Consider the following 18025-nt stretch of genomic DNA (forward strand, 5'->3'; position numbering starts at 1 on the left):
ATTGATTTAAATGGTGCCGATAATAGGAGTCGAACCTACGACCTTCGCATTACGAATGCGCTGCTCTACCAACTGAGCTATATCGGCCCTGAAAGGACATGTTCACGAACGTGAATCACGGTGGACAAGGTTAAAACTAACCGGGCGATGCGTCAATGGCCTTGTGAATCAAATGGCTACTTTTGCATCACCCGGTTTTATTTACGCACGAATGGTGTAATCACCAATGCCGATCCACTTGTAAGTGGTCAGTGCTTCCAGCCCCATTGGGCCACGCGCGTGAAGTTTTTGTGTGCTTACCGCGACTTCCGCACCCAGACCAAACTGGCCGCCGTCGGTAAAACGCGTAGAGGCGTTAACGTAAACAGCGGACGAATCAACTTCGTTGACAAAACGCTGGGCGTTGCGCATATCGCGGGTCAGGATCGCATCGGAGTGTTGCGTGCCGTGTTCACGAATATGGGCGATGGCATCGTCAAGATCGCTGACGATTTTGACGTTCAAATCTAATGACAGAAACTCATCGTCATACTCTTCGGCTTTAACAGCAACCACCTTCGCGGGGCCTGCCTGCAACTGCGCCATTGCGCCAGCATCTGCGTGTAACGTCACGCCGCTTTCCGCCATTTGTTTGCTAAATGCGGGCAGGAAGCTATCTGCGATGTTTTTATTCACCAGCAACGTTTCTACCGTATTACATGTGCTCGGACGCTGAGTTTTCGCGTTGACGATGACTTTCAGGGCTTCAGCGATCTCTGCACTTTCATCAACGTAAATATGGCATACGCCTATACCGCCTGTGATCACCGGGATTGTCGACTGTTCGCGGCACAGCGTATGCAAACCAGCGCCACCGCGCGGGATCAGCATGTCGATATATTTATCCATACGCAGCATTTCACTGACCAACGCGCGGTCAGGATTATCAATTGCCTGTACTGCACCTGCCGGTAAACCGCAGGATTTCAGGGCGTCCTGAATCACCGCCACCGTTGCAGCGTTAGTGCGACAGGTTTCTTTGCCGCCACGCAGGATCACCGCGTTACCCGTTTTCAGGCACAGCGAAGCGACATCAACCGTCACGTTCGGCCGCGCTTCATAAATCACGCCAATCACGCCCAACGGTACGCGACGACGCTCCAGACGCAGGCCGCTGTCCAGCACACCGCCGTCAATCACCTGCCCCACCGGATCGGCGAGGTTACACACCTGGCGCACATCATCGGCAATGCCTTTCAGCCGTGCGGGCGTCAGAGCCAGACGGTCAAGCATCGCTTCGCTAAGGCCATTGGCACGCGCGTCAGCAACATCCTGGGCGTTAGCGTTGAGGATGATTTCGCTTTGTGCTTCCAGTTCATCGGCGATTTTTTCCAGCACGCGATTTTTTTCGCGGCTGGAGAGTTGCGCTAATTTATACGAGGCTTGCTTCGCGGCAATGCCCATTTGTTCCAGCATCGGCCTGCTCCTTAACGGGTAATCATGTCATCACGGTGAACGGCAACCGGGCCGTATTCATATCCCAGTATTGCATCAATTTCTTGCGAGTGGTGTCCGGCAATACGGCGTAATGCATCGCTGTTATAACGACTGACGCCGTGGGCGATATCGCGACCTTCGAGGTTGCAAATGCGGATGACTTCACCACGCGAGAAATTGCCAGTCACGCTTTTAATGCCTTTCGGCAACAGGGAGCTGCCGCGTTCCAGAATGGCGGCGGTTGCCCCTTCATCTACCGTGATTTCACCCGCCGGCGGCGCACCGAAAATCCAGCGTTTACGGTTTTCTAATGGCGTTGCCTGGGCATGGAACAGCGTACCGACGGAAATGCCTTCCATCACATCACCAATAACGCCCGGCTTGCTGCCCGCGGCAATAATGGTGTCGATGCCCGCACGGCAAGCCACGTCCGCGGCCTGCAATTTAGTGCTCATGCCGCCGGTTCCAAGACCTGAAACGCTGTCACCGGCGATCGCGCGCAGTGCGTCATCAATGCCGTAAACATCTTTAATCAGTTCTGCCTGCGGATTGCTGCGCGGGTCAGCGGTATACAAACCTTTTTGATCGGTCAGCAGCAGCAGTTTATCGGCACCCGCCAGAATCGCCGCCAGCGCAGAAAGGTTGTCGTTGTCACCAACTTTAATTTCTGCCGTAGCGACAGCATCGTTCTCATTGATTACTGGAACGATGTTGTTATCGAGCAGCGCACGCAGCGTATCGCGGGCGTCCAGGAAGCGTTCACGGTCTTCCATATCAGCACGAGTCAGCAGCATCTGCCCGACGTGAATGCCATAAATCGAAAACAGCTGTTCCCACAGTTGAATCAGTCGACTCTGCCCTACCGCCGCCAGCAGTTGTTTTGAGGCGATAGTCGCTGGCAGTTCCGGGTAACCCAGGTGCTCACGTCCGGCGGCAATCGCGCCCGACGTCACAATGACTATCCGATGCCCGGCGGCATGTAACTGCGCGCACTGGCGAACAAGTTCAACGATATGGGCACGGTTCAGGCGGCGCGATCCGCCTGTTAGCACACTGGTGCCGAGTTTTACCACCAGCGTCTGGCTGTCACTCATGATTCTCTGCCATTCAATTTTAGGAAAAATGATATCAAACGAACGTTTTAGCAGGACTGTCGCCGGTTGCCAACCATCTGCGAGCAAAGCATAGCGTTTTGTTGCGCGGGATCAGCAAGCGTAACGGCAGTTGTTTACGCTTTTATTACAGATTTAATAAATTAGCACATTTTAAGAATATTATTAAGCTGTAATATATCTTTAACAATTTCACGTTAAAAACTTTCCTGTTTTCAACGGGACTCTCCCGAAGAATATTCGCGCGTTAATTAAAATCAGGAATGAAAATGAAAAAGAGCACTCTGGCATTAGTGGTGATGGGCATTGTGGCATCTGCATCCGTACAGGCCGCAGAAGTATATAACAAAGACGGTAATAAACTTGATATTTATGGCAAAGTTAAAGCCATGCATTATATGAGTGATAATGACAGTAAAGATGGCGACCAGAGTTATATCCGCTTTGGTTTTAAAGGTGAAACACAAATTAACGATCAACTGACTGGTTATGGTCGTTGGGAAGCAGAATTTGCTGGTAATAAAGCAGAGAGCGATACCGCACAGCAAAAAACACGTCTCGCTTTTGCCGGATTGAAATATAAAGATTTGGGTTCTTTCGATTATGGTCGTAACCTGGGCGCGTTGTATGACGTGGAAGCCTGGACCGATATGTTCCCGGAATTTGGTGGCGACTCCTCGGCGCAGACCGATAACTTTATGACCAAACGCGCCAGCGGGCTGGCGACTTATCGTAACACCGACTTCTTCGGTGTTATCGATGGCTTGAATTTAACCTTGCAATATCAAGGGAAAAACGAAAACCGCGATGTGAAAAAGCAGAACGGCGATGGCTTCGGCACCTCGTTAACCTATGACTTCGGCGGCAGCGATTTCGCCATCAGTGGGGCCTATACCAACTCTGATCGCACCAACGAGCAAAACCAGCAAAGCCGTGGCACGGGCAAGCGCGCAGAAGCGTGGGCAACGGGCCTGAAATACGATGCTAATAATATTTATCTGGCCACCTTCTATTCTGAAACACGCAAAATGACGCCAATCTCTGGCGGCTTTGCCAATAAGACGCAGAACTTTGAAGCGGTCGCACAATATCAATTCGACTTTGGTCTGCGTCCATCGCTAGGTTATGTGCTATCGAAAGGGAAAGATATTGAAGGAATCGGCGATGAAGATCTGGTCAATTACATCGATGTCGGTGCTACGTATTATTTCAACAAAAATATGTCAGCGTTTGTTGATTATAAAATCAATCAACTGGATAGTGATAATAAGCTGAATATCAACAATGATGATATTGTCGCGGTTGGGATGACGTATCAGTTTTAATGAATATTGCCGGATGCGATGCATCCGGCACATTTCATTCACGCCGTTAACTTCACCGGCTCGTCACGAAAATCATCCGCCGGTTCCAGTTTCAGATTCAACGTCACCAACAGTTCACGCAGCTTCTCGTGAAACTCACGCAAGGTATACTCCAGCCGCTCTACCACTTCGGCATCTTTTACCGGAACACTCGTCCAGTCGCCTGCTTTATCGAACAGACCGAACTGGTAACTGTAGGTAAAACGGGATTCCTGCGCTTCCAGTTCCATCCACCAGCCCCAGAACTCACGCACTTCCGGCGCGGGTTTCACGTTGACGCATACAGCCAGACAATCGAAAAAGAATCGATTATCTTCGCACTTACCTTCACGAATATACGGGCCTAGTGCGGTAAATTTTTTGATCAATCTGCTTTTCGGGTGTCCACTCGGTAACGTCATTGCGATCTCCTGTTGTGATGCAACTGTTTTACCAAATTGACAAAATTTAGCAAATTTTTAACACAATCGCCTTTCGATCCAGTTGGTGATTTCCTGAAGCGCCTTGTCAAAATTCCGATACACGGGGTTAAACGGAATCTCTAACAATTTACCATCAGCAGATGACGACGTGATTAAGCGTGAATCCTCTTCCGGGCTGAACGGATCGTTCTTCCAGTACCCTGATAACATTGGCGTTGGGCAACGACGCCCCAGCAATCCTTGCACTTTTAATGAGTAGCGATTCAGCTCAACACGCAACGCTTCATCAGAAGCATCATGCATTCCCAGTCGGCTCGCCAGAACGTCAAGATACATTTCCGGCACTTGTTGCTGGCACTTAAAATCACTCAGCAAGGTGTGAACCACCGGGCCAAGACAGGCCACCGCTTTCAAACGTGATGCCTCGAGATAAGCCAGGCGTACAGCAACGTTAGCACCGAAACGGAAACCAAAGGCTGCGACGCGCGTGTGATCTACCCATGGAACGTTAGGCAGCGCCTTTAAGACATGTTGGTGCAGCAGGCTGGAATCCTGGGTGAGTTTCCATTTTGAGGAAAAACCGACTGAAGGCATATCAATAGTCAGCATCGCAATGCCGCGCGGTGCAAAATAGCGCTCATAAAGGGAGTAATAGTCGGTTTGCATCGCATCCAGACCACCACACATTAATACTGTCGGGAATGGACCATCACCTTTTGGCATATGCAAAAAGCCAGTGATGGGCGCGCCCCCCGGAACGGTAAACTCCATTTGCCGCATTGTTCCAGGCAGACGTTGCGCAGCTTCTTCATACGCGCGATTTGACAACGCCTGTACCTGTTCAGCCAGATCATCGCCCTTCAAGTGCGGATAGGCGGCAATATTGTACAACGTAGCTGCGTGCAGCCAGTGACGCCCGCTGAGTTGCGGATCTTCTTCCGCACAGGCTTTCTGTTGCCACACCATCGCCTGGGTGGCCCACTCGTAAATCCAGTTGCCGCCGCGGTAGCCAATCACCGTATCGTATAAATCATTGTCGGTGCGTTCAGCATCGCTCATCACAATGCGCGCCTGGACGTCGAGGATTTCACGCGGATCAACACCGCGCCAGATCCACATCAGGCGGTTAATCATGCGATACCAATGAGGAATATTTTTGCCATCGAGGGCCGACTGCACCGACGGTTGCGCACCGTGGTTAAAACGGCGGACTAGCGTCGAGGTTTCAGGATGTTTAAAGCGGGGTTTGAACAGGGTTTCGCTCAGGTTAGCCTGTGTCATGGATGCAACCTCCAGGAATACTTACTGGAAGCTATTGTAACCTGCCTGACGTTAAAAAGAACAACGCCCGGCAGTGCCAGGCGTTGAAAAGATTAGCGACCAGAGATAGGCGGGACGAACACAACGCCCATATCCCACGGTTGCTCAATCCAGGTATCTTGTGGGATATCAACCACATAATCATCTACCAGAGGACGACCAGCCGGTTTCGCGAAGATAGTCACAAAGTGTGCTTTAGGATACATTTCACGAATCGCAACCGCAGTACCACCGGTATCTACCAGGTCATCAATGACTATGAAGCCTTCGCCATCGCCTTCTGCGCGTTTCAGTACTTTCAGTTCGCGCTGGTTGTCGTGATCGTAGCTGGAAATACATACGGTATCGACATGACGAATACCCAGTTCACGCGCCAGTAACGCACCCGGTACCAGACCGCCACGGCTTACGGCAATAATGCCTTTCCATTGTTCAGAAGGCATCAGTCGGCTTGCGAGTTTACGTGCATGGATCTGCAACATGTCCCAGGTGACGATGTATTTTTCGCTCATGTGAAGTGTCCCAGCCTGTTTATCTACGGCTTAAAAAGTGTTCGAGGGGAAAATAGGTTGCGCGAGATTATAGAGATCTGGCGCACTAAAAACCAGTATTTCACATAAGTCCGCGTCTTTTTACGCACTGCTACTACCTGTCGCTAGATAAAGTGGTATTCTCAAACATATCTCGCAAGCCTGACTTGTGCTGACAACATTTTCTGCTAACCCTGTGACCTGCAATACTGTTTTGCGGGTGATCGACAAGGAGACTTAACGTGTCTGAACTGTCTCAATTATCTCCACAGCCGCTGTGGGATATTTTTGCAAAAATCTGTTCTATTCCTCACCCGTCCTATCATGAAGAGCAACTCGCTGAATACATTGTAGGTTGGGCAAAAGAAAAAGGTTTCCACGTCGAACGCGATCAAGTGGGGAATATCCTGATTCGTAAACCTGCCACCGCAGGTATGGAAAACCGTAAACCGGTTGTCCTGCAGGCTCACCTCGATATGGTGCCGCAAAAAAACAACGACACCGTGCACGACTTCACCAAAGATCCTATCCAGCCTTATATTGATGGCGAATGGGTTAAAGCGCGCGGCACCACGCTGGGTGCAGATAACGGCATTGGTATGGCGTCTGCGCTGGCGGTTCTGGCTGACGAAAACGTGGTTCACGGCCCGCTGGAAGTGCTGCTGACTATGACCGAAGAAGCCGGTATGGACGGCGCATTCGGTTTACAAAGCAACTGGTTGCAGGCTGACATTCTGATTAACACCGACTCCGAAGAAGAAGGTGAAATCTACATGGGTTGTGCGGGGGGTATCGACTTCACCTCCAACCTGCATTTAGATCGTGAAGCGGTTCCAGCTGGCTTTGAAACCTTCAAGTTAACCTTAAAAGGTCTGAAAGGCGGTCACTCTGGTGGCGAAATCCACGTTGGCTTGGGTAACGCGAACAAACTGCTGGTTCGCTTCCTGGCGGGTCATGCAGAAGAACTGGACCTGCGCCTTATCGACTTCAACGGCGGCACACTGCGTAACGCCATCCCGCGTGAAGCCTTTGCGACCATTGCTGTCGCAGCTGATAAAGTCGACGCACTGAAATCTCTGGTGAATACCTATCAGGACATCCTGAAAAACGAACTGGCAGAGAAAGAGAAAAACCTGGCCTTGTTGCTGGACCCTGTTGCGAACGATAAAGCTGCCCTGGTTGCGCAATCTCGCGATACCTTTATTCGTCTGCTGAACGCCACCCCGAACGGTGTGATTCGTAACTCCGATGTAGCCAAAGGTGTGGTTGAAACCTCCCTGAACGTCGGTGTGGTGACCATGACTGACAATAACGTAGAAATTCACTGCCTGATCCGTTCTCTTATCGACAGCGGTAAAGACTACGTGGTGAGCATGCTGGATTCGCTGGGTAAACTGGCTGGCGCGAAAACCGAAGCGAAAGGCGCATATCCTGGCTGGCAGCCGGACGCTAATTCTCCGGTGATGCATCTGGTACGTGAAACCTATCAGCGTCTGTTCAACAAGACGCCGAACATCCAGATTATCCATGCGGGTCTGGAATGTGGTCTGTTTAAAAAACCGTATCCGGAAATGGACATGGTTTCTATCGGGCCAACAATCACCGGTCCACACTCTCCGGATGAGCAAGTTCACATCGAAAGCGTAGGTCACTACTGGACACTGCTGACTGAACTGCTGAAAGAAATTCCGGCGAAGTAATTATTTGATTTGCTGCCGGATGGCGTTTAATCGCCTTCCGGCAGTTTCATCCTTCATTATCCTTCGATAAATGCCATCCCTGTGAACGTTCGTCGTGGGTTGCCACGTTCAATCTGGTGATGGAACATTCGCCGCTGCGATTTCAGCGCCGCGCTATTTTCCTGTTGCTGCTGCTCCAGCCTCCAGGCAATCAGCAATCGCGCCAGCCGTTTGTTAGCATGCTGGCTGCGCTCTGACTGAACCTTCACGCTAATTCCGGATGCCAGATGCGTGGCGCGTACCGCCGAGTCGGTTTTATTGACATGTTGACCGCCCGGCCCCGACGAACGCAGCGTCTCATACCGGATCGCATCCGATTGTTCCTGCTCATCAGCGGTAAAACGCCCAATGCCCAGAAACCAGTTTTTACGCCCGTGATGTGGGCGATACGGGCTCGGGCAAATCCACTGAATAGTGCCGCACCAGCTTTCGCTTAATGCCCATGCGTTGTCGCCATCCAGAGAAATCAGCGCCGAACGCACCGTGTCAGGATAACGCCCGGCTTCGGTTTCCAGCACCGTTACCGCGACGTCTTGTCGGGTAGCTTCTTTAATTAGCCTGTCCAGCGCTTTTTTCACTGCGAGACAACATTCTTCCGGCCCCTGAGCTGAGGAGAGTTGTAGCAAGATCATCCTTTTTTCCCTCCATTGTTTTTGAGCGTTAACACCGGACGCAGCCGCGCGACAGGAATAATTAAGCCGGCCTGCACCAGACATTGCACCACGCTTTCAGCCGATTTATAGGCTTGTGGCGCTTCTTCGAAGATGAGTTGCTTATCGCGACAAATTACCCGACTGCCAAGTTCAGTACGCGAGAGTTGCGTCGCCGTGTATTTCGCTGCCAGACGCCCTTTACACTCGGTGCGCCCCCATTTACGCCCTGCCCCATGCGCCAGCGAGTGGAGCGTTTTTTCGTTCGCAACAGGCTGTACAAGCCAGGAGTAATCACCGCGTGAACCGGGAATAATCACCAGCCCATTGTCATCTGGCGTTGCCCCTTTACGATGCAACCAACCCTGTTGATCGCCGATTTGACACGCGCTAACAAAGTTATGCGCCACATCCAGAACCGAATTTCCGGTGGCCTTCACCTGTTGCATTATGCGCAAAGCGATCACCTGGCGATTAATACACGCAAACGCCAGCGCATCGTCATGTTCCGCAATATAACGTAGCGCGTCATCACTGCCTTCAGGCAAACCATGATGCGAAAACGAGGCAATATGCCGCTGTAAAATAGACTGCCCTAAACCACGCGAGCCGCTATGAACCAACAGTTGCAGATGCTGCGCATCCAGACCTGCCAGTGCAAACAGTTCAGCGTCGATGATTTGATCAACTTGTTGCAGTTCTGCGAAGTGGTTACCGCCACCGATGGAGCCAAGCGAGCTGCGCCAGGGATGCTGTGCAAATGCTGACGGCAGGTTTTCCTCCAGCCAGCTTTCTTCAGCAACGTCATCCAGATCTGATAATCGCTTTTCAAACTTATCGGCGTTGTATTTGCGAGCGAGAATATCTGTTTGCCATAGCGCCATGCCGCAGCCGATATCATTGCCGACCAGTGCCGGGTAAAAACGGCCTACGGAAAAGAACGCTGCGCCAATCGGATAGCCGCGTCCGGGGTGTAAATCAGGCATTCCCACAACGCGTTGCATATCGGGAAGTTTTGCCGTGGTGTGTAATTGTTGGATCGCTGAACTCTCGATCCACAAGTCATCAGATGCGATGGTAAATACCGCATCGGATAAGGGACGAATATAATTGCCCATGTACCATTCCGTAAATAGACTCGTCATACTTCAAGTTGCATGTGCTGCGACTCGAATTATTGAGAGTAACAATTTAAAAATCAGGAAATGGCAGACGAATCCAGGGCAAGAAAAAAAGAATTAATCCTGGAAAGGTCTGCAAAGAGTCATTGATAAAGGTTTTGTCATGATTTACCTCCTTGCAGTTTGTGGAATAAGAAAACGCGCACATACTAGGCTTGCGTTATTTTCATTGCAAGCTGGATTTAATGTTGCTGTTTATAACGCATATAAAAATTAATAAACCACTCTCCCCGACATTCAACGCGTTGCTGCTTAACTGTCTGAAAACCATAACGTTCAAAAAAGGGTTTTGCGGTTATGCTTGCGTCCACCGTAAGTTCGGATTCAGACTTAATCAAAGGTTTTAACAAAGCGCTGGCAACCCCACGGCGGGTGTATTCAGGGTCAACAAATAACATATCGATATGACGTTCAATGCGGGAAATAAAACCAACCGGTTGTGCATTAATGATTGCAACCCGCACTTGTGATTTCGCGAGTTTCTCTTTCCAGCGAGATTCGTCAATCTGCGCCCATGCGGCAATTTGTTGTGGAGAATAATGCTGACTGGCAGTCATCGTAACCGCTCTAAGGAAAATAGCGCATAGTTGCTGAAAATCGCCAGGCTGATAGTTTCTTATTTGTATGTTATTCATAATCCCAGCACCAGTTGTCTTTCCATTTGAGGGTCAAGCAACGTCACATGCAGCCCCACCAGCCGCACACCGCGCCCGCCGCGACGTTCATCCCAGGTTTTACGCGCGGTGGCGATTAAGTCAGCTTTATTCAGCCGCGGCCAGACGTGCTCCTGAGTGGTTTGCTGAAAATCATCAAACTTTAATTTCACTCCCTGACGGGCGATCAGTAAATCAGGTTTCACCTTTGCCAGACGGCGTTCAAGTTCCGGATACAGCCGCTCGATAATCGCTTCACATTCAGACCAGTGATGAATATCTTCCGCCATCGTGCGTTCCACGCCGACGGATTTTCGCAACCGTTCGCTGTTAACGTCGCGCTCGTCAATCCCCTGACTACGCTCCCACAAAATGCGGCCAAATTTGCCAAAGCGTTTAAGCAGAATCACCAGATCACACTTTTGTACATCACCGCAGGTCCGCAGCCCCATCGCTTCCAGTTTTGCCGCCGAGACTTTGCCGACGCCGGGAATTTTTGCCAGCGGTAAGGTTTGCAGAAATGCCGGAACTTCTGCCGGAGTAATCACAAACTGGCCGTTGGGTTTATTCATGTCGGAGGCGATTTTGGCGAGAAACTTTACTGGTGCCACGCCCGCAGACGCCGTCAGTTGCAGCTCGCTGAAAATCGTCTGGCGGATTTCCTGGGCGATGAGGGTCGCAGAACCGTGGCAATGGACGCTGTCGGTGACATCGAGATAAGCCTCATCCAGTGACAACGGCTCAATGCGCGAGGTGTAGCGCGAGAAGATTTCACGGATATGATTTGAGGCTTCTTTGTAGGCGTCAAAGCGCCCCGGAAGCAAGGTGAGATGTGGGCATAATTTGAGCGCCATCCCTGTCGGCATAGCGCTGCGTACGCCAAATTTACGCGCGGGATAATTGGCGGTGCTGATCACCCCCCGACGTTCGCGGCTGCCGCCAATAGCAATAGGGATATCGCGCAGGGCGGGATTGTCGCGCATCTCCACTGCGGCGAAAAAGCAGTCCATATCCACATGAATGATTTTACGCATTACTCACCTCTCAACACTGGTAAAGTATACAGTGATTTCAGGGTTTGAGAAATGCGTAAAGATTCAGCATTTAGCGCGTTCGCTGCGAAAGCACCTGCTGCTTATCCAGCTTTTGCACCAGCGGCTGCACCACTTTATCCCCATGCTGACCAAAGTATTGATACAGCGTATCGGACGCACTTTTGGTCAGCACCATAATCTCAATACGCCGATTGCCCGCGCTTTGCGGATTTTTGGCATCCAGCAGCATCTGGTCAGCCATTGCGCTTACCTGCATCACTTTATCTTCCGGCATTCCGGCCTCTTCCAGCACCCGACGAGCTGAAAGCGCGCGATCGCCCGAAAGGTTCCAGTTGTTGTAGATATTGTTTTTGTAGGCCATCGCATCGGTATGCCCGGTAATAATAATTTTGTTATCGAGCGAGTCGAACACTGGCGCGAGCTCCACCAGCAGCGTTTTAAAGAACGGCATAATCTTCGCGCTGCCGCGTTCGAACATATTGCGATTCTGGTCGTCTTTAATCAGCACGCGTAATCCCTGCGGGACAATCTCCATCTCCAGATTCGCTTCCATATGCGCATCACGGGCAATGGTGTTGATACTGGTTGCCAACTCGCCAAGCTCGGTGGCGGATTTCTTCTTCAGCAGCGCCGTTTTCTCATTCACATCACGCGCTTTTTTCTCCGTCTCTTCCGGCACCGCCACGGTGGCAGGTTTTGGCGGATGAGACGGGCTGATTTTATTTAACGGCGACAGCCACCACCGTTAAAAATCGACTGCCCGTGCAGCGCGGCGATAATGCTTTCACGCTCGGATTTACTGACGCTGTTGACAATCCACAGCGTCATAAACAGCGCCATCATTGCCAAAGTAAAGTCGGCGAACGCCACCTTCCACGCCCCGCCGTGGTGCCCGGCATGATTCTTTTTGATCTGCCGCCGGACGATGGTGGTTTTTGCCCCACGCTCGCGGCGGTTGCCCGTCTTTCTCATGCTTATTCTTGCTCCAGCATCGCATTCACCCACGCGTCGAGGTTGGCGAAGGTCGGTTTGGACGCCAGATGCAGCAGCTTACGCCCGGCGTCCACCGCCAGCAGCGTCGGTTTACCGCCCGCCTGCGCCACCAGCACGGTGCGCACACATTCCAGTAAAGAATGTTCCGCCCGCGCCTGTTGTTCCATGGCGTTGGCAAGCGGGTCCATCAGGCAGTAGCAAATGAAGACGCCTAAAAACGTCCCCACCAGCGCAGCCGCCACTTTCAGGCCAATCAAGGCGATAGAACCGTCAATCGACTGCATGGTGATGATGATGCCCAACACCGCCGCACAAATGCCAAACCCCGGCATTGCTTCGGCGGTACGTTGCAGCGAGCGCGACGGCGTTAGCAGCGACTCTTCCGCGGTGTCCAGCTCCTGATCGAGAATGCCTTCCAGTTCATGGGCGTCGATTTTACCCATCGCCATCAGGCGAAAGTTATCGGCAATAAAGGTCACCAGCCGCTTCTGGGTTAACACCAGCGGGTATTTCTGGAAAATGGTGCTCTCTTCCGGTTGCTCAATATGTTGATCCAGCATGCGCAGGCCGCCGTTTTGCACCATTTCGAGCAACTCATACAGGCACATTAATAGCTGGCGCTGAAACTCCGGCCCGAGCTGTTTTTTACTGATCACGCCTTTAATTTGATGGGCAATCTCTTTCAGCACATGTTTCGGGTTACCAATAATCATCGCCCCGAAACCGGCACCCAAAATAATGATCATCTCCGCCGGTTGCCAGATAGCCACTAATTGCCCGCCCGCTTCAAAATAACCGCCAAATACACAGCCGAGCACCACCAGTAAACCTAATATTTTTTGCATGATTTCTTCACTTTAATTCGGATAGACAAAATCACGAATTTTCTGCGCGATCTGTTTATTCAGTTGACAAATTCGGGCCTCGGTTAGCCCTAATACCAGCGCAATCTCTTTGAGATTCATCTCATGCTGGTAATACATGGAGAGGATCAGTTGCTCTTTTTCGCTTAATTGTGAAAGCGCCTGTTGCAACATTTGCTGGGTGACAAACTGATCTTCCAGTTCCCTGCCAGCAAGCGGAATGCCTGGCCCTTCGCCGTTCAGCAGTTCGTCCAGGCTGGCGAGCGTTTCCGCCCCTTCCAGTTGCTGATATTCGAGATAATCTTCATGCGAGATCCCTTCCACGGCCAGTTCTGACCACTCCGGTTCGTGCCCCAGTTTTTTGCGCGTTTCGCGAATCAGATCTTTCATCTGATGATATTTCTGTCGCAGCTGGCGCGGTCGCCAGTCGAGAGCGCGCAGCTCATCCAGGATCGCGCCGCGAATACGGTGCACGGCATAGCCCGCAAAACCTTCGTCCGGCAGCCCGTAGCGGCGGATGGCGTTAAGCAGCCCCATTAACGCCGTTTGTTCCATATCCTGACGGTCAATAATGCAATTACACTGCGGGGCAAGTTGCCGCACCACTTTACGCACCAACGGTAAATAGGCCTGCAAGTAGTGGCTCTCCTGCTGCGGGGTTAATACCGGCGCGGCAGCAAATTCTTCCGACTCGAATACATCCTGTAGCATATTTATATCCGCCTGGTGATTACTGGAAGACCACTTTTTTCACCAGCAAATCCTTATACGGTGCGCTCATTTTGCGACGCTGAAGATCTTTCTTTAACGCATCCGAAATCAGTTTGCGGATGGCAGATATTTTCATGCCACGCAAATCTTCAAATTTCATTTCCGTCAGGCATTCAACCGCAATACTTTGATACAGCGGCTCCTGATGTTTTATTTTTTCCGCTTCTTTGTCACTGGTGACCACCATCACTAATTCCGCCGACAAATAATGGTCCGCACCGTTGTTGTCATGCAGCGTGACGATGGTTTCCGGTAACGTCACAAACACGCTTTTGCTTTCATCCAGGGTTTCCACCGTTTCCGTCTGCGCGGCGGCAGTCGGTTTTCCTTTTCCGGCATAATGATGCCAGACACCCCATCCAGCTCCGGCCCCCCACCACCAACGCCAGAACGGCGCTGACCACGCCCGCCACCACGATTTTCTTCATATTGCCTTTACACTTTGATCAAAACGGATTCGTTCTGTTGAAATTGAGGCGCATCATCAAGCTGTAAGGCGGCACTCACCTCTTCCTGCTGATGGCCCGACTGTTGTTGTTGCTGCGACTGCCCTTCGGAGGAAACCTGTACGTTCACCTCCATAAAATTTTGCGCCGTCAGATGCTGGCGGAGATCGTCGCTAAACTGCTGTAACGCGCGGCAAACTTCACTTTGGTTCGCGCCGATGTGCACCATCAGTTTGCCGTTGTCGAGTTGTACGGCGATCTCAAGCTTGCCAAGCGACGGTGGATCGAGACGGATGGTGGAGATCTGCTGTTGTTTGTTGAGCTGAAAGTGGATCTGATCTTTCAAAAGCGTCGTCAGTTTTTCGCCCAGTTCGTCCATCGAAAGCGTGGCTGGTTTGGCAACAATCTCCTGATGATCGCTGAGCAGCTCCGGCGTCTTAACCTGCAACACCGCACGCGCAATAACCGGTTCGCTGTCCGGCACTTTTTCCGTTTTACGCTCGACCTGCGGGCGCGCGGTCACACGGGTTAGTTCAGGTTTCGGGCGAGCTGGCTGTGTTGAGACGCGCGGCTGCGTCGGCGCAATGGCATGTAAATCTTCACTGGCGTAAGTCGCCAGTCTGGCCTGCTGTTCGGGCTTCGCCTGCGGCAACTGACTGATCAGTTCCTGCAACTGCGGCGGCAACGGCGTGAGTTCCTGCTGTTGCGTCTGGCGTTGCGGCGCGTTTTGCACCACCGCTTTCGTCAATTGCTGGATAACCGGCGATGTTGCGACGTTTCGCGGCTGCGGCGTGTCCTGATGCGGCGCGGCAGGTTGTGGAAGTAACAGCGCCATTAGCGCCTGCATCGCCACCGGATCGTTCTCCTGCGGGCGCGTCGCCTGTTGCTGACTGGTTTTAGCGCTATGAACGCGCTCCGCCACCGCCGCCACCGCCATTTTCGGCAAGGTAAACGCGGGCGCGTTTTCACCGCTCACCGGCGGTAAAATATCCGCTTTCAGCGACGCCGTTTCCGCAAGCGTTCCGAGCGAGGCAAGCAATGCCGGATTCATGACTTCTCCGAAAGTAAATTAACAATTGAGTAGGCGAGCACACCTTCCTGATGCCGCTGATGCTGTTCCATACGCGCTTTCAACACTTCTGCGCGCTGCTCGCGCCGTTTAATCAGGGCATTAAACGCGCCGTACAGCTGTGCCTTCACCGCATCCAACTGCGCCGCGTCGGTTTCCGCCGCCGCGTAATCGTGAAACTGGCGCATCAACTGCTGATGCAGTGCCGGAAGGCGTCGCCAGCGTTGCTTGTCGAGGGCTTCATTCATCGCCTCGACCAGTGCGAAAAGTTGCCTGCGTTGTTTTTCCATCGTCTTAACCCAGCTTGCCCGAAAGCCCTTCCCAGCCTTCGCGCAGGTTGCTTAAGATCAGCATCACTTCATCGATTTTCTCTGCCGACAGTTCGCCGCTGGCCTCATACAATCGGTAAACGCAGTGGTCATAGAGGCGCGAAAGGTTGACCACCAGCTCGCCGCCAGTTTCAAACTCCAGCGAACTGGTGAGCGCATTGAGAATGTCGATGCATTTATTGATGCTCTGGGCTTTCTTCTCGAAACGCCGCCCTTCAATATGGCTTTTGGCGCGTTCCAGCTCATCCATCAGGCCAGAAAACAGCACCAGCACCAGTTCCAGAGGCGATGCCGCCGCAGTACGCGCCGCGAGATCGATCTCTTTATATTGCGAATAGCCGTCCTGTACTTGGTACATCTTTAGGGATATTCCTTCTGAGTTACGCGAATGCCGCCATGCTGGCTTTCATGGTGTATACCTCGACCAGCGTGTTGGTGTACTCCTCGAGATAACGGTCGTAGTTGGCGTTATAGGTATCAGTAAGCTGATCGCCTTCGTCCTGAATTTTGCTCATCTGATCGTCAATGTTCTGCTGGCGCAGGGTGATGATGCCGTTGCTGGAGTCCGTGTAGGTGTTAATCAGGTCGTCCATCTGTGCCACCATGCTGTTGTCGCCAACGAAAATAGAGGTCAGACCGTCAGGGTTTTTCGCCATTTCGTCGTTGAACTGGTCGGAGTCAATCTGTAAGTGGCCGTGAGAATCGAGGGTGATGCCATAGTCAACAATCGACACGCCGTTGTAGCTGGCATGGGCGATGTCATCGAGCTGATTCGCCAGTGAACTGAGTCCGGCGTCGCCTGCAAATACCCCGGCGCTGGTACTGTCATCACCGTGAGTGGTTAGCGAATCAACCGTATCAATCAAGGTGTTATAGGCATCGACAAAAGTCTGTACTTTCTCCTGGCTGGCGCTGGAATCTTCGCTGATGTTAAAGGTGATGAGATCGCTGTCAGAATCGCTGACTTCGGTGAAAGTCATGGTGACGCCGGGGATCACATCATCAAAAGTGTTGCTGCTGTTGGTGATGGCTGGCCCCGTAGCGCTGCCGAGATGAATAATCGCGTCCTGAGCGGAGGAAACATCCGTGGCAACGGGCGCGCTGGTGCTATCGTTGCTGGCGTCATGCCCCGTTACGCTCACCGAAAACGCGCTCTGCGCCCCGGTGCTATCCGAGGTGAGCATAATCGTGGTGGTGCCGTCGGTTTTTACCAGCGCCGCCGACACGCCCGGATTGTCATCGGAGTCGTTAATCGCATTCACCAGTTCACTGGCGTCGATAAAACCGTCGCCGTCACCGTTCTGATCCGCCGCCGACAGATCGATATCCATGGTGCTGTCGCCCATCGTCAGTTCGAAGGTGCCGGTGGCGGAAAAGGCGTCGTCGCCCATACTGAATGTGGTCTGCTGCCCCTGCGCCAGTTGCTCAACGAAAAACGAGTAGCTTCCCGCCTGCGCCTGCGAGTTAGCGGAAACGGTCGCCGAGTCATTATTGCTGGTGGCGGCAAACGTCACCGGGCCGTCGGTATCGCTGTTCAGCGCGTCAACGGCGCTCTGGAAATCGCTTAACGCTGAGCTGAGCGAGTCCAGGCCGCTGCTTTCAGCATCCAGCTCTGTTTGCTTCTCCTGCAAGTTTGCCGCCTGAGTGGCAACATCCGCATACGCGATTTCTTGCGCAATGGTTCTTGGGTTGATCATTGATGACTCCGGGTAACGATGTCAGGTTATTGGCAAAAGGCGTGCCAATATTTTTTATGTGAATAATCAATAGATTGAAAAAGGGGCGGAAATGGCTTTTCCGGTCTGGCGGAAATACGCCTGCCGCAGAAAGAACAACACCGCCCGCAGGCGGTGTTGTTCGTGGCCGGACAAGGCGTTTACGCCGCATCCGGCAATCGGTGCACAACGCCTGATGCGACGCTGACGCGTCTTATCAGGTTTACGAGTCCGCACATATTTTTATGCTTGTACCCGTTCGTAGGCCGGATAAGGCGTTCACGCCGCATCCGGCAATCGGTGCACGATGCCTGATGCGACGCTGACGCGTCTTATC

Annotated in this window: 17 protein-coding genes, 1 tRNA gene and 2 pseudogenes; 2 read left to right on the forward strand and 18 right to left on the reverse strand. The window is 52.2% G+C overall.

Translation table 11 applies throughout. The features are described 5' to 3' along the window. Nucleotides 1–11: 11 nt before the first annotated feature. The 3 genes from AACU94_RS16545 to proB all read right to left on the reverse strand — a co-directional run bounded on the left by AACU94_RS16545 (nucleotide 12) and on the right by proB (nucleotide 2570). A tRNA-Thr gene (locus tag AACU94_RS16545) sits at nucleotides 12–87 on the reverse strand. A gap of 114 nt (nucleotides 88–201) precedes the next feature. Next, nucleotides 202–1455 (reverse strand): glutamate-5-semialdehyde dehydrogenase, encoded by a 1254-nt coding sequence (gene proA, locus AACU94_RS16550; RefSeq protein ID WP_135489808.1) that lies wholly within the window; start codon nucleotides 1453–1455, stop codon nucleotides 202–204. Between the two features lie 11 nt (nucleotides 1456–1466). Next, nucleotides 1467–2570, reverse strand: a complete 1104-nt coding sequence (proB, locus tag AACU94_RS16555) for a glutamate 5-kinase (protein WP_135489810.1) — start codon at nucleotides 2568–2570, stop codon at nucleotides 1467–1469. A 287-nt stretch (nucleotides 2571–2857) separates the two neighbouring features. Here proB and phoE point away from each other — a divergent pair, with 287 nt between their 5' ends. After that, nucleotides 2858–3913 carry a phosphoporin PhoE gene (gene phoE, locus AACU94_RS16560; RefSeq protein ID WP_130218396.1) on the forward strand — a complete coding sequence of 352 codons (1056 nt, stop codon included), beginning with the start codon at nucleotides 2858–2860 and terminating at the stop codon, nucleotides 3911–3913. A gap of 38 nt (nucleotides 3914–3951) precedes the next feature. On the opposite strand, the gene crl is transcribed toward phoE, so the two are convergent. The 3 genes from crl to gpt all read right to left on the reverse strand — a co-directional run bounded on the left by crl (nucleotide 3952) and on the right by gpt (nucleotide 6206). Beyond that, on the reverse strand, nucleotides 3952–4353 hold the full coding sequence (crl, locus tag AACU94_RS16565) for a sigma factor-binding protein Crl (RefSeq protein ID WP_130209675.1): 402 nt from the start codon (nucleotides 4351–4353) through the stop codon (nucleotides 3952–3954). 57 nt (nucleotides 4354–4410) lie between these two features. Next, nucleotides 4411–5655: an esterase FrsA gene (frsA, locus tag AACU94_RS16570; protein ID WP_135489812.1), complete on the reverse strand. Its 1245-nt coding sequence runs from the start codon at nucleotides 5653–5655 to the stop codon at nucleotides 4411–4413. 92 nt (nucleotides 5656–5747) lie between these two features. Further along, a complete protein-coding gene (gpt, locus tag AACU94_RS16575) occupies nucleotides 5748–6206 on the reverse strand; it encodes a xanthine phosphoribosyltransferase (RefSeq protein WP_001291990.1) in 459 nt (152 codons plus the stop codon). A 260-nt stretch (nucleotides 6207–6466) separates the two neighbouring features. Between gpt and pepD the strand changes: the two genes are divergently transcribed. Continuing rightward, nucleotides 6467–7924: a cytosol nonspecific dipeptidase gene (gene pepD / locus AACU94_RS16580; RefSeq protein WP_135489814.1), complete on the forward strand. Its 1458-nt coding sequence runs from the start codon at nucleotides 6467–6469 to the stop codon at nucleotides 7922–7924. A 56-nt stretch (nucleotides 7925–7980) separates the two neighbouring features. On the opposite strand, the gene prfH is transcribed toward pepD, so the two are convergent. From prfH to fliD, 12 genes and pseudogenes are all read right to left on the reverse strand, one after another. Next, nucleotides 7981–8595, reverse strand: a complete 615-nt coding sequence (prfH, locus tag AACU94_RS16585; protein WP_135489815.1) for a peptide chain release factor H — start codon at nucleotides 8593–8595, stop codon at nucleotides 7981–7983. After that, nucleotides 8592–9731 carry an RNA ligase RtcB family protein gene (locus tag AACU94_RS16590; RefSeq protein WP_167856192.1) on the reverse strand — a complete coding sequence of 380 codons (1140 nt, stop codon included), beginning with the start codon at nucleotides 9729–9731 and terminating at the stop codon, nucleotides 8592–8594. Before AACU94_RS16590 ends, prfH begins: the two co-directional genes overlap by 4 nt. A 245-nt stretch (nucleotides 9732–9976) precedes the next feature. Beyond that, entirely contained in the window at nucleotides 9977–10429 is a 453-nt protein-coding gene (locus tag AACU94_RS16595) for a GNAT family N-acetyltransferase (RefSeq protein WP_135489819.1), read from the reverse strand. Further along, the gene (gene dinB / locus AACU94_RS16600; protein WP_001226182.1) at nucleotides 10426–11481 is read right to left on the reverse strand and encodes a DNA polymerase IV; all 1056 of its coding nucleotides are present in this window, start codon (nucleotides 11479–11481) and stop codon (nucleotides 10426–10428) included. Before dinB ends, AACU94_RS16595 begins: the two co-directional genes overlap by 4 nt. A gap of 70 nt (nucleotides 11482–11551) precedes the next feature. After that, nucleotides 11552–12474, reverse strand: a pseudogene (lafU, locus tag AACU94_RS16605) (putative lateral flagellar export/assembly protein LafU). 2 nt (nucleotides 12475–12476) lie between these two features. Beyond that, nucleotides 12477–13340: a flagellar motor stator protein MotA gene (motA, locus tag AACU94_RS16610; protein WP_001169518.1), complete on the reverse strand. Its 864-nt coding sequence runs from the start codon at nucleotides 13338–13340 to the stop codon at nucleotides 12477–12479. A 12-nt stretch (nucleotides 13341–13352) separates the two neighbouring features. Continuing rightward, nucleotides 13353–14069, reverse strand: a complete 717-nt coding sequence (locus AACU94_RS16615; RefSeq protein WP_021563571.1) for a FliA/WhiG family RNA polymerase sigma factor — start codon at nucleotides 14067–14069, stop codon at nucleotides 13353–13355. Between the two features lie 19 nt (nucleotides 14070–14088). Beyond that, nucleotides 14089–14557 (reverse strand): annotated as a pseudogene (locus AACU94_RS16620) (flagellar basal body-associated FliL family protein). A 7-nt stretch (nucleotides 14558–14564) separates the two neighbouring features. Then, on the reverse strand, nucleotides 14565–15626 hold the full coding sequence (locus AACU94_RS16625; protein ID WP_062883168.1) for a flagellar hook-length control protein FliK: 1062 nt from the start codon (nucleotides 15624–15626) through the stop codon (nucleotides 14565–14567). Continuing rightward, entirely contained in the window at nucleotides 15623–15934 is a 312-nt protein-coding gene (locus AACU94_RS16630; RefSeq protein ID WP_024042302.1) for a hypothetical protein, read from the reverse strand. The genes AACU94_RS16625 and AACU94_RS16630 overlap by 4 nt, the downstream gene beginning before the upstream one ends. 4 nt (nucleotides 15935–15938) lie before the next feature. Beyond that, complete coding sequence (gene fliS, locus AACU94_RS16635; protein ID WP_000285319.1) at nucleotides 15939–16331, reverse strand: flagellar export chaperone FliS; 393 nt, start codon at nucleotides 16329–16331, stop codon at nucleotides 15939–15941. A gap of 22 nt (nucleotides 16332–16353) precedes the next feature. After that, nucleotides 16354–17670 (reverse strand): flagellar filament capping protein FliD, encoded by a 1317-nt coding sequence (gene fliD, locus AACU94_RS16640; protein ID WP_135489822.1) that lies wholly within the window; start codon nucleotides 17668–17670, stop codon nucleotides 16354–16356. Between the last annotated feature and the right edge of the window lie 355 nt (nucleotides 17671–18025).

Origin of the sequence: Escherichia sp. E4702 (assembly GCF_963883545.1) — a bacterium.
Taxonomy (GTDB): Bacteria; Pseudomonadota; Gammaproteobacteria; order Enterobacterales; family Enterobacteriaceae; genus Escherichia.

Coding starts and splice junctions, on each gene's coding strand:
- frsA (WP_135489812.1), bottom strand. CDS start 5,655: ATGACACAGGCTAACCTGAGCGAAACCCTGTTCAAACCCCGCTTTAAA.
- AACU94_RS16630 (WP_024042302.1), bottom strand. CDS start 15,934: ATGGAAAAACAACGCAGGCAACTTTTCGCACTGGTCGAGGCGATGAAT.
- proA (WP_135489808.1), bottom strand. CDS start 1,455: ATGCTGGAACAAATGGGCATTGCCGCGAAGCAAGCCTCGTATAAATTA.
- prfH (WP_135489815.1), bottom strand. CDS start 8,595: ATGATCTTGCTACAACTCTCCTCAGCTCAGGGGCCGGAAGAATGTTGT.
- AACU94_RS16595 (WP_135489819.1), bottom strand. CDS start 10,429: ATGAATAACATACAAATAAGAAACTATCAGCCTGGCGATTTTCAGCAA.
- motA (WP_001169518.1), bottom strand. CDS start 13,340: ATGCAAAAAATATTAGGTTTACTGGTGGTGCTCGGCTGTGTATTTGGC.
- phoE (WP_130218396.1), top strand. CDS start 2,858: ATGAAAAAGAGCACTCTGGCATTAGTGGTGATGGGCATTGTGGCATCT.
- AACU94_RS16615 (WP_021563571.1), bottom strand. CDS start 14,069: ATGCTACAGGATGTATTCGAGTCGGAAGAATTTGCTGCCGCGCCGGTA.
- fliS (WP_000285319.1), bottom strand. CDS start 16,331: ATGTACCAAGTACAGGACGGCTATTCGCAATATAAAGAGATCGATCTC.
- fliD (WP_135489822.1), bottom strand. CDS start 17,670: ATGATCAACCCAAGAACCATTGCGCAAGAAATCGCGTATGCGGATGTT.
- AACU94_RS16625 (WP_062883168.1), bottom strand. CDS start 15,626: ATGAATCCGGCATTGCTTGCCTCGCTCGGAACGCTTGCGGAAACGGCG.
- gpt (WP_001291990.1), bottom strand. CDS start 6,206: ATGAGCGAAAAATACATCGTCACCTGGGACATGTTGCAGATCCATGCA.
- AACU94_RS16590 (WP_167856192.1), bottom strand. CDS start 9,731: ATGGGCAATTATATTCGTCCCTTATCCGATGCGGTATTTACCATCGCA.
- proB (WP_135489810.1), bottom strand. CDS start 2,570: ATGAGTGACAGCCAGACGCTGGTGGTAAAACTCGGCACCAGTGTGCTA.
- dinB (WP_001226182.1), bottom strand. CDS start 11,481: ATGCGTAAAATCATTCATGTGGATATGGACTGCTTTTTCGCCGCAGTG.
- crl (WP_130209675.1), bottom strand. CDS start 4,353: ATGACGTTACCGAGTGGACACCCGAAAAGCAGATTGATCAAAAAATTT.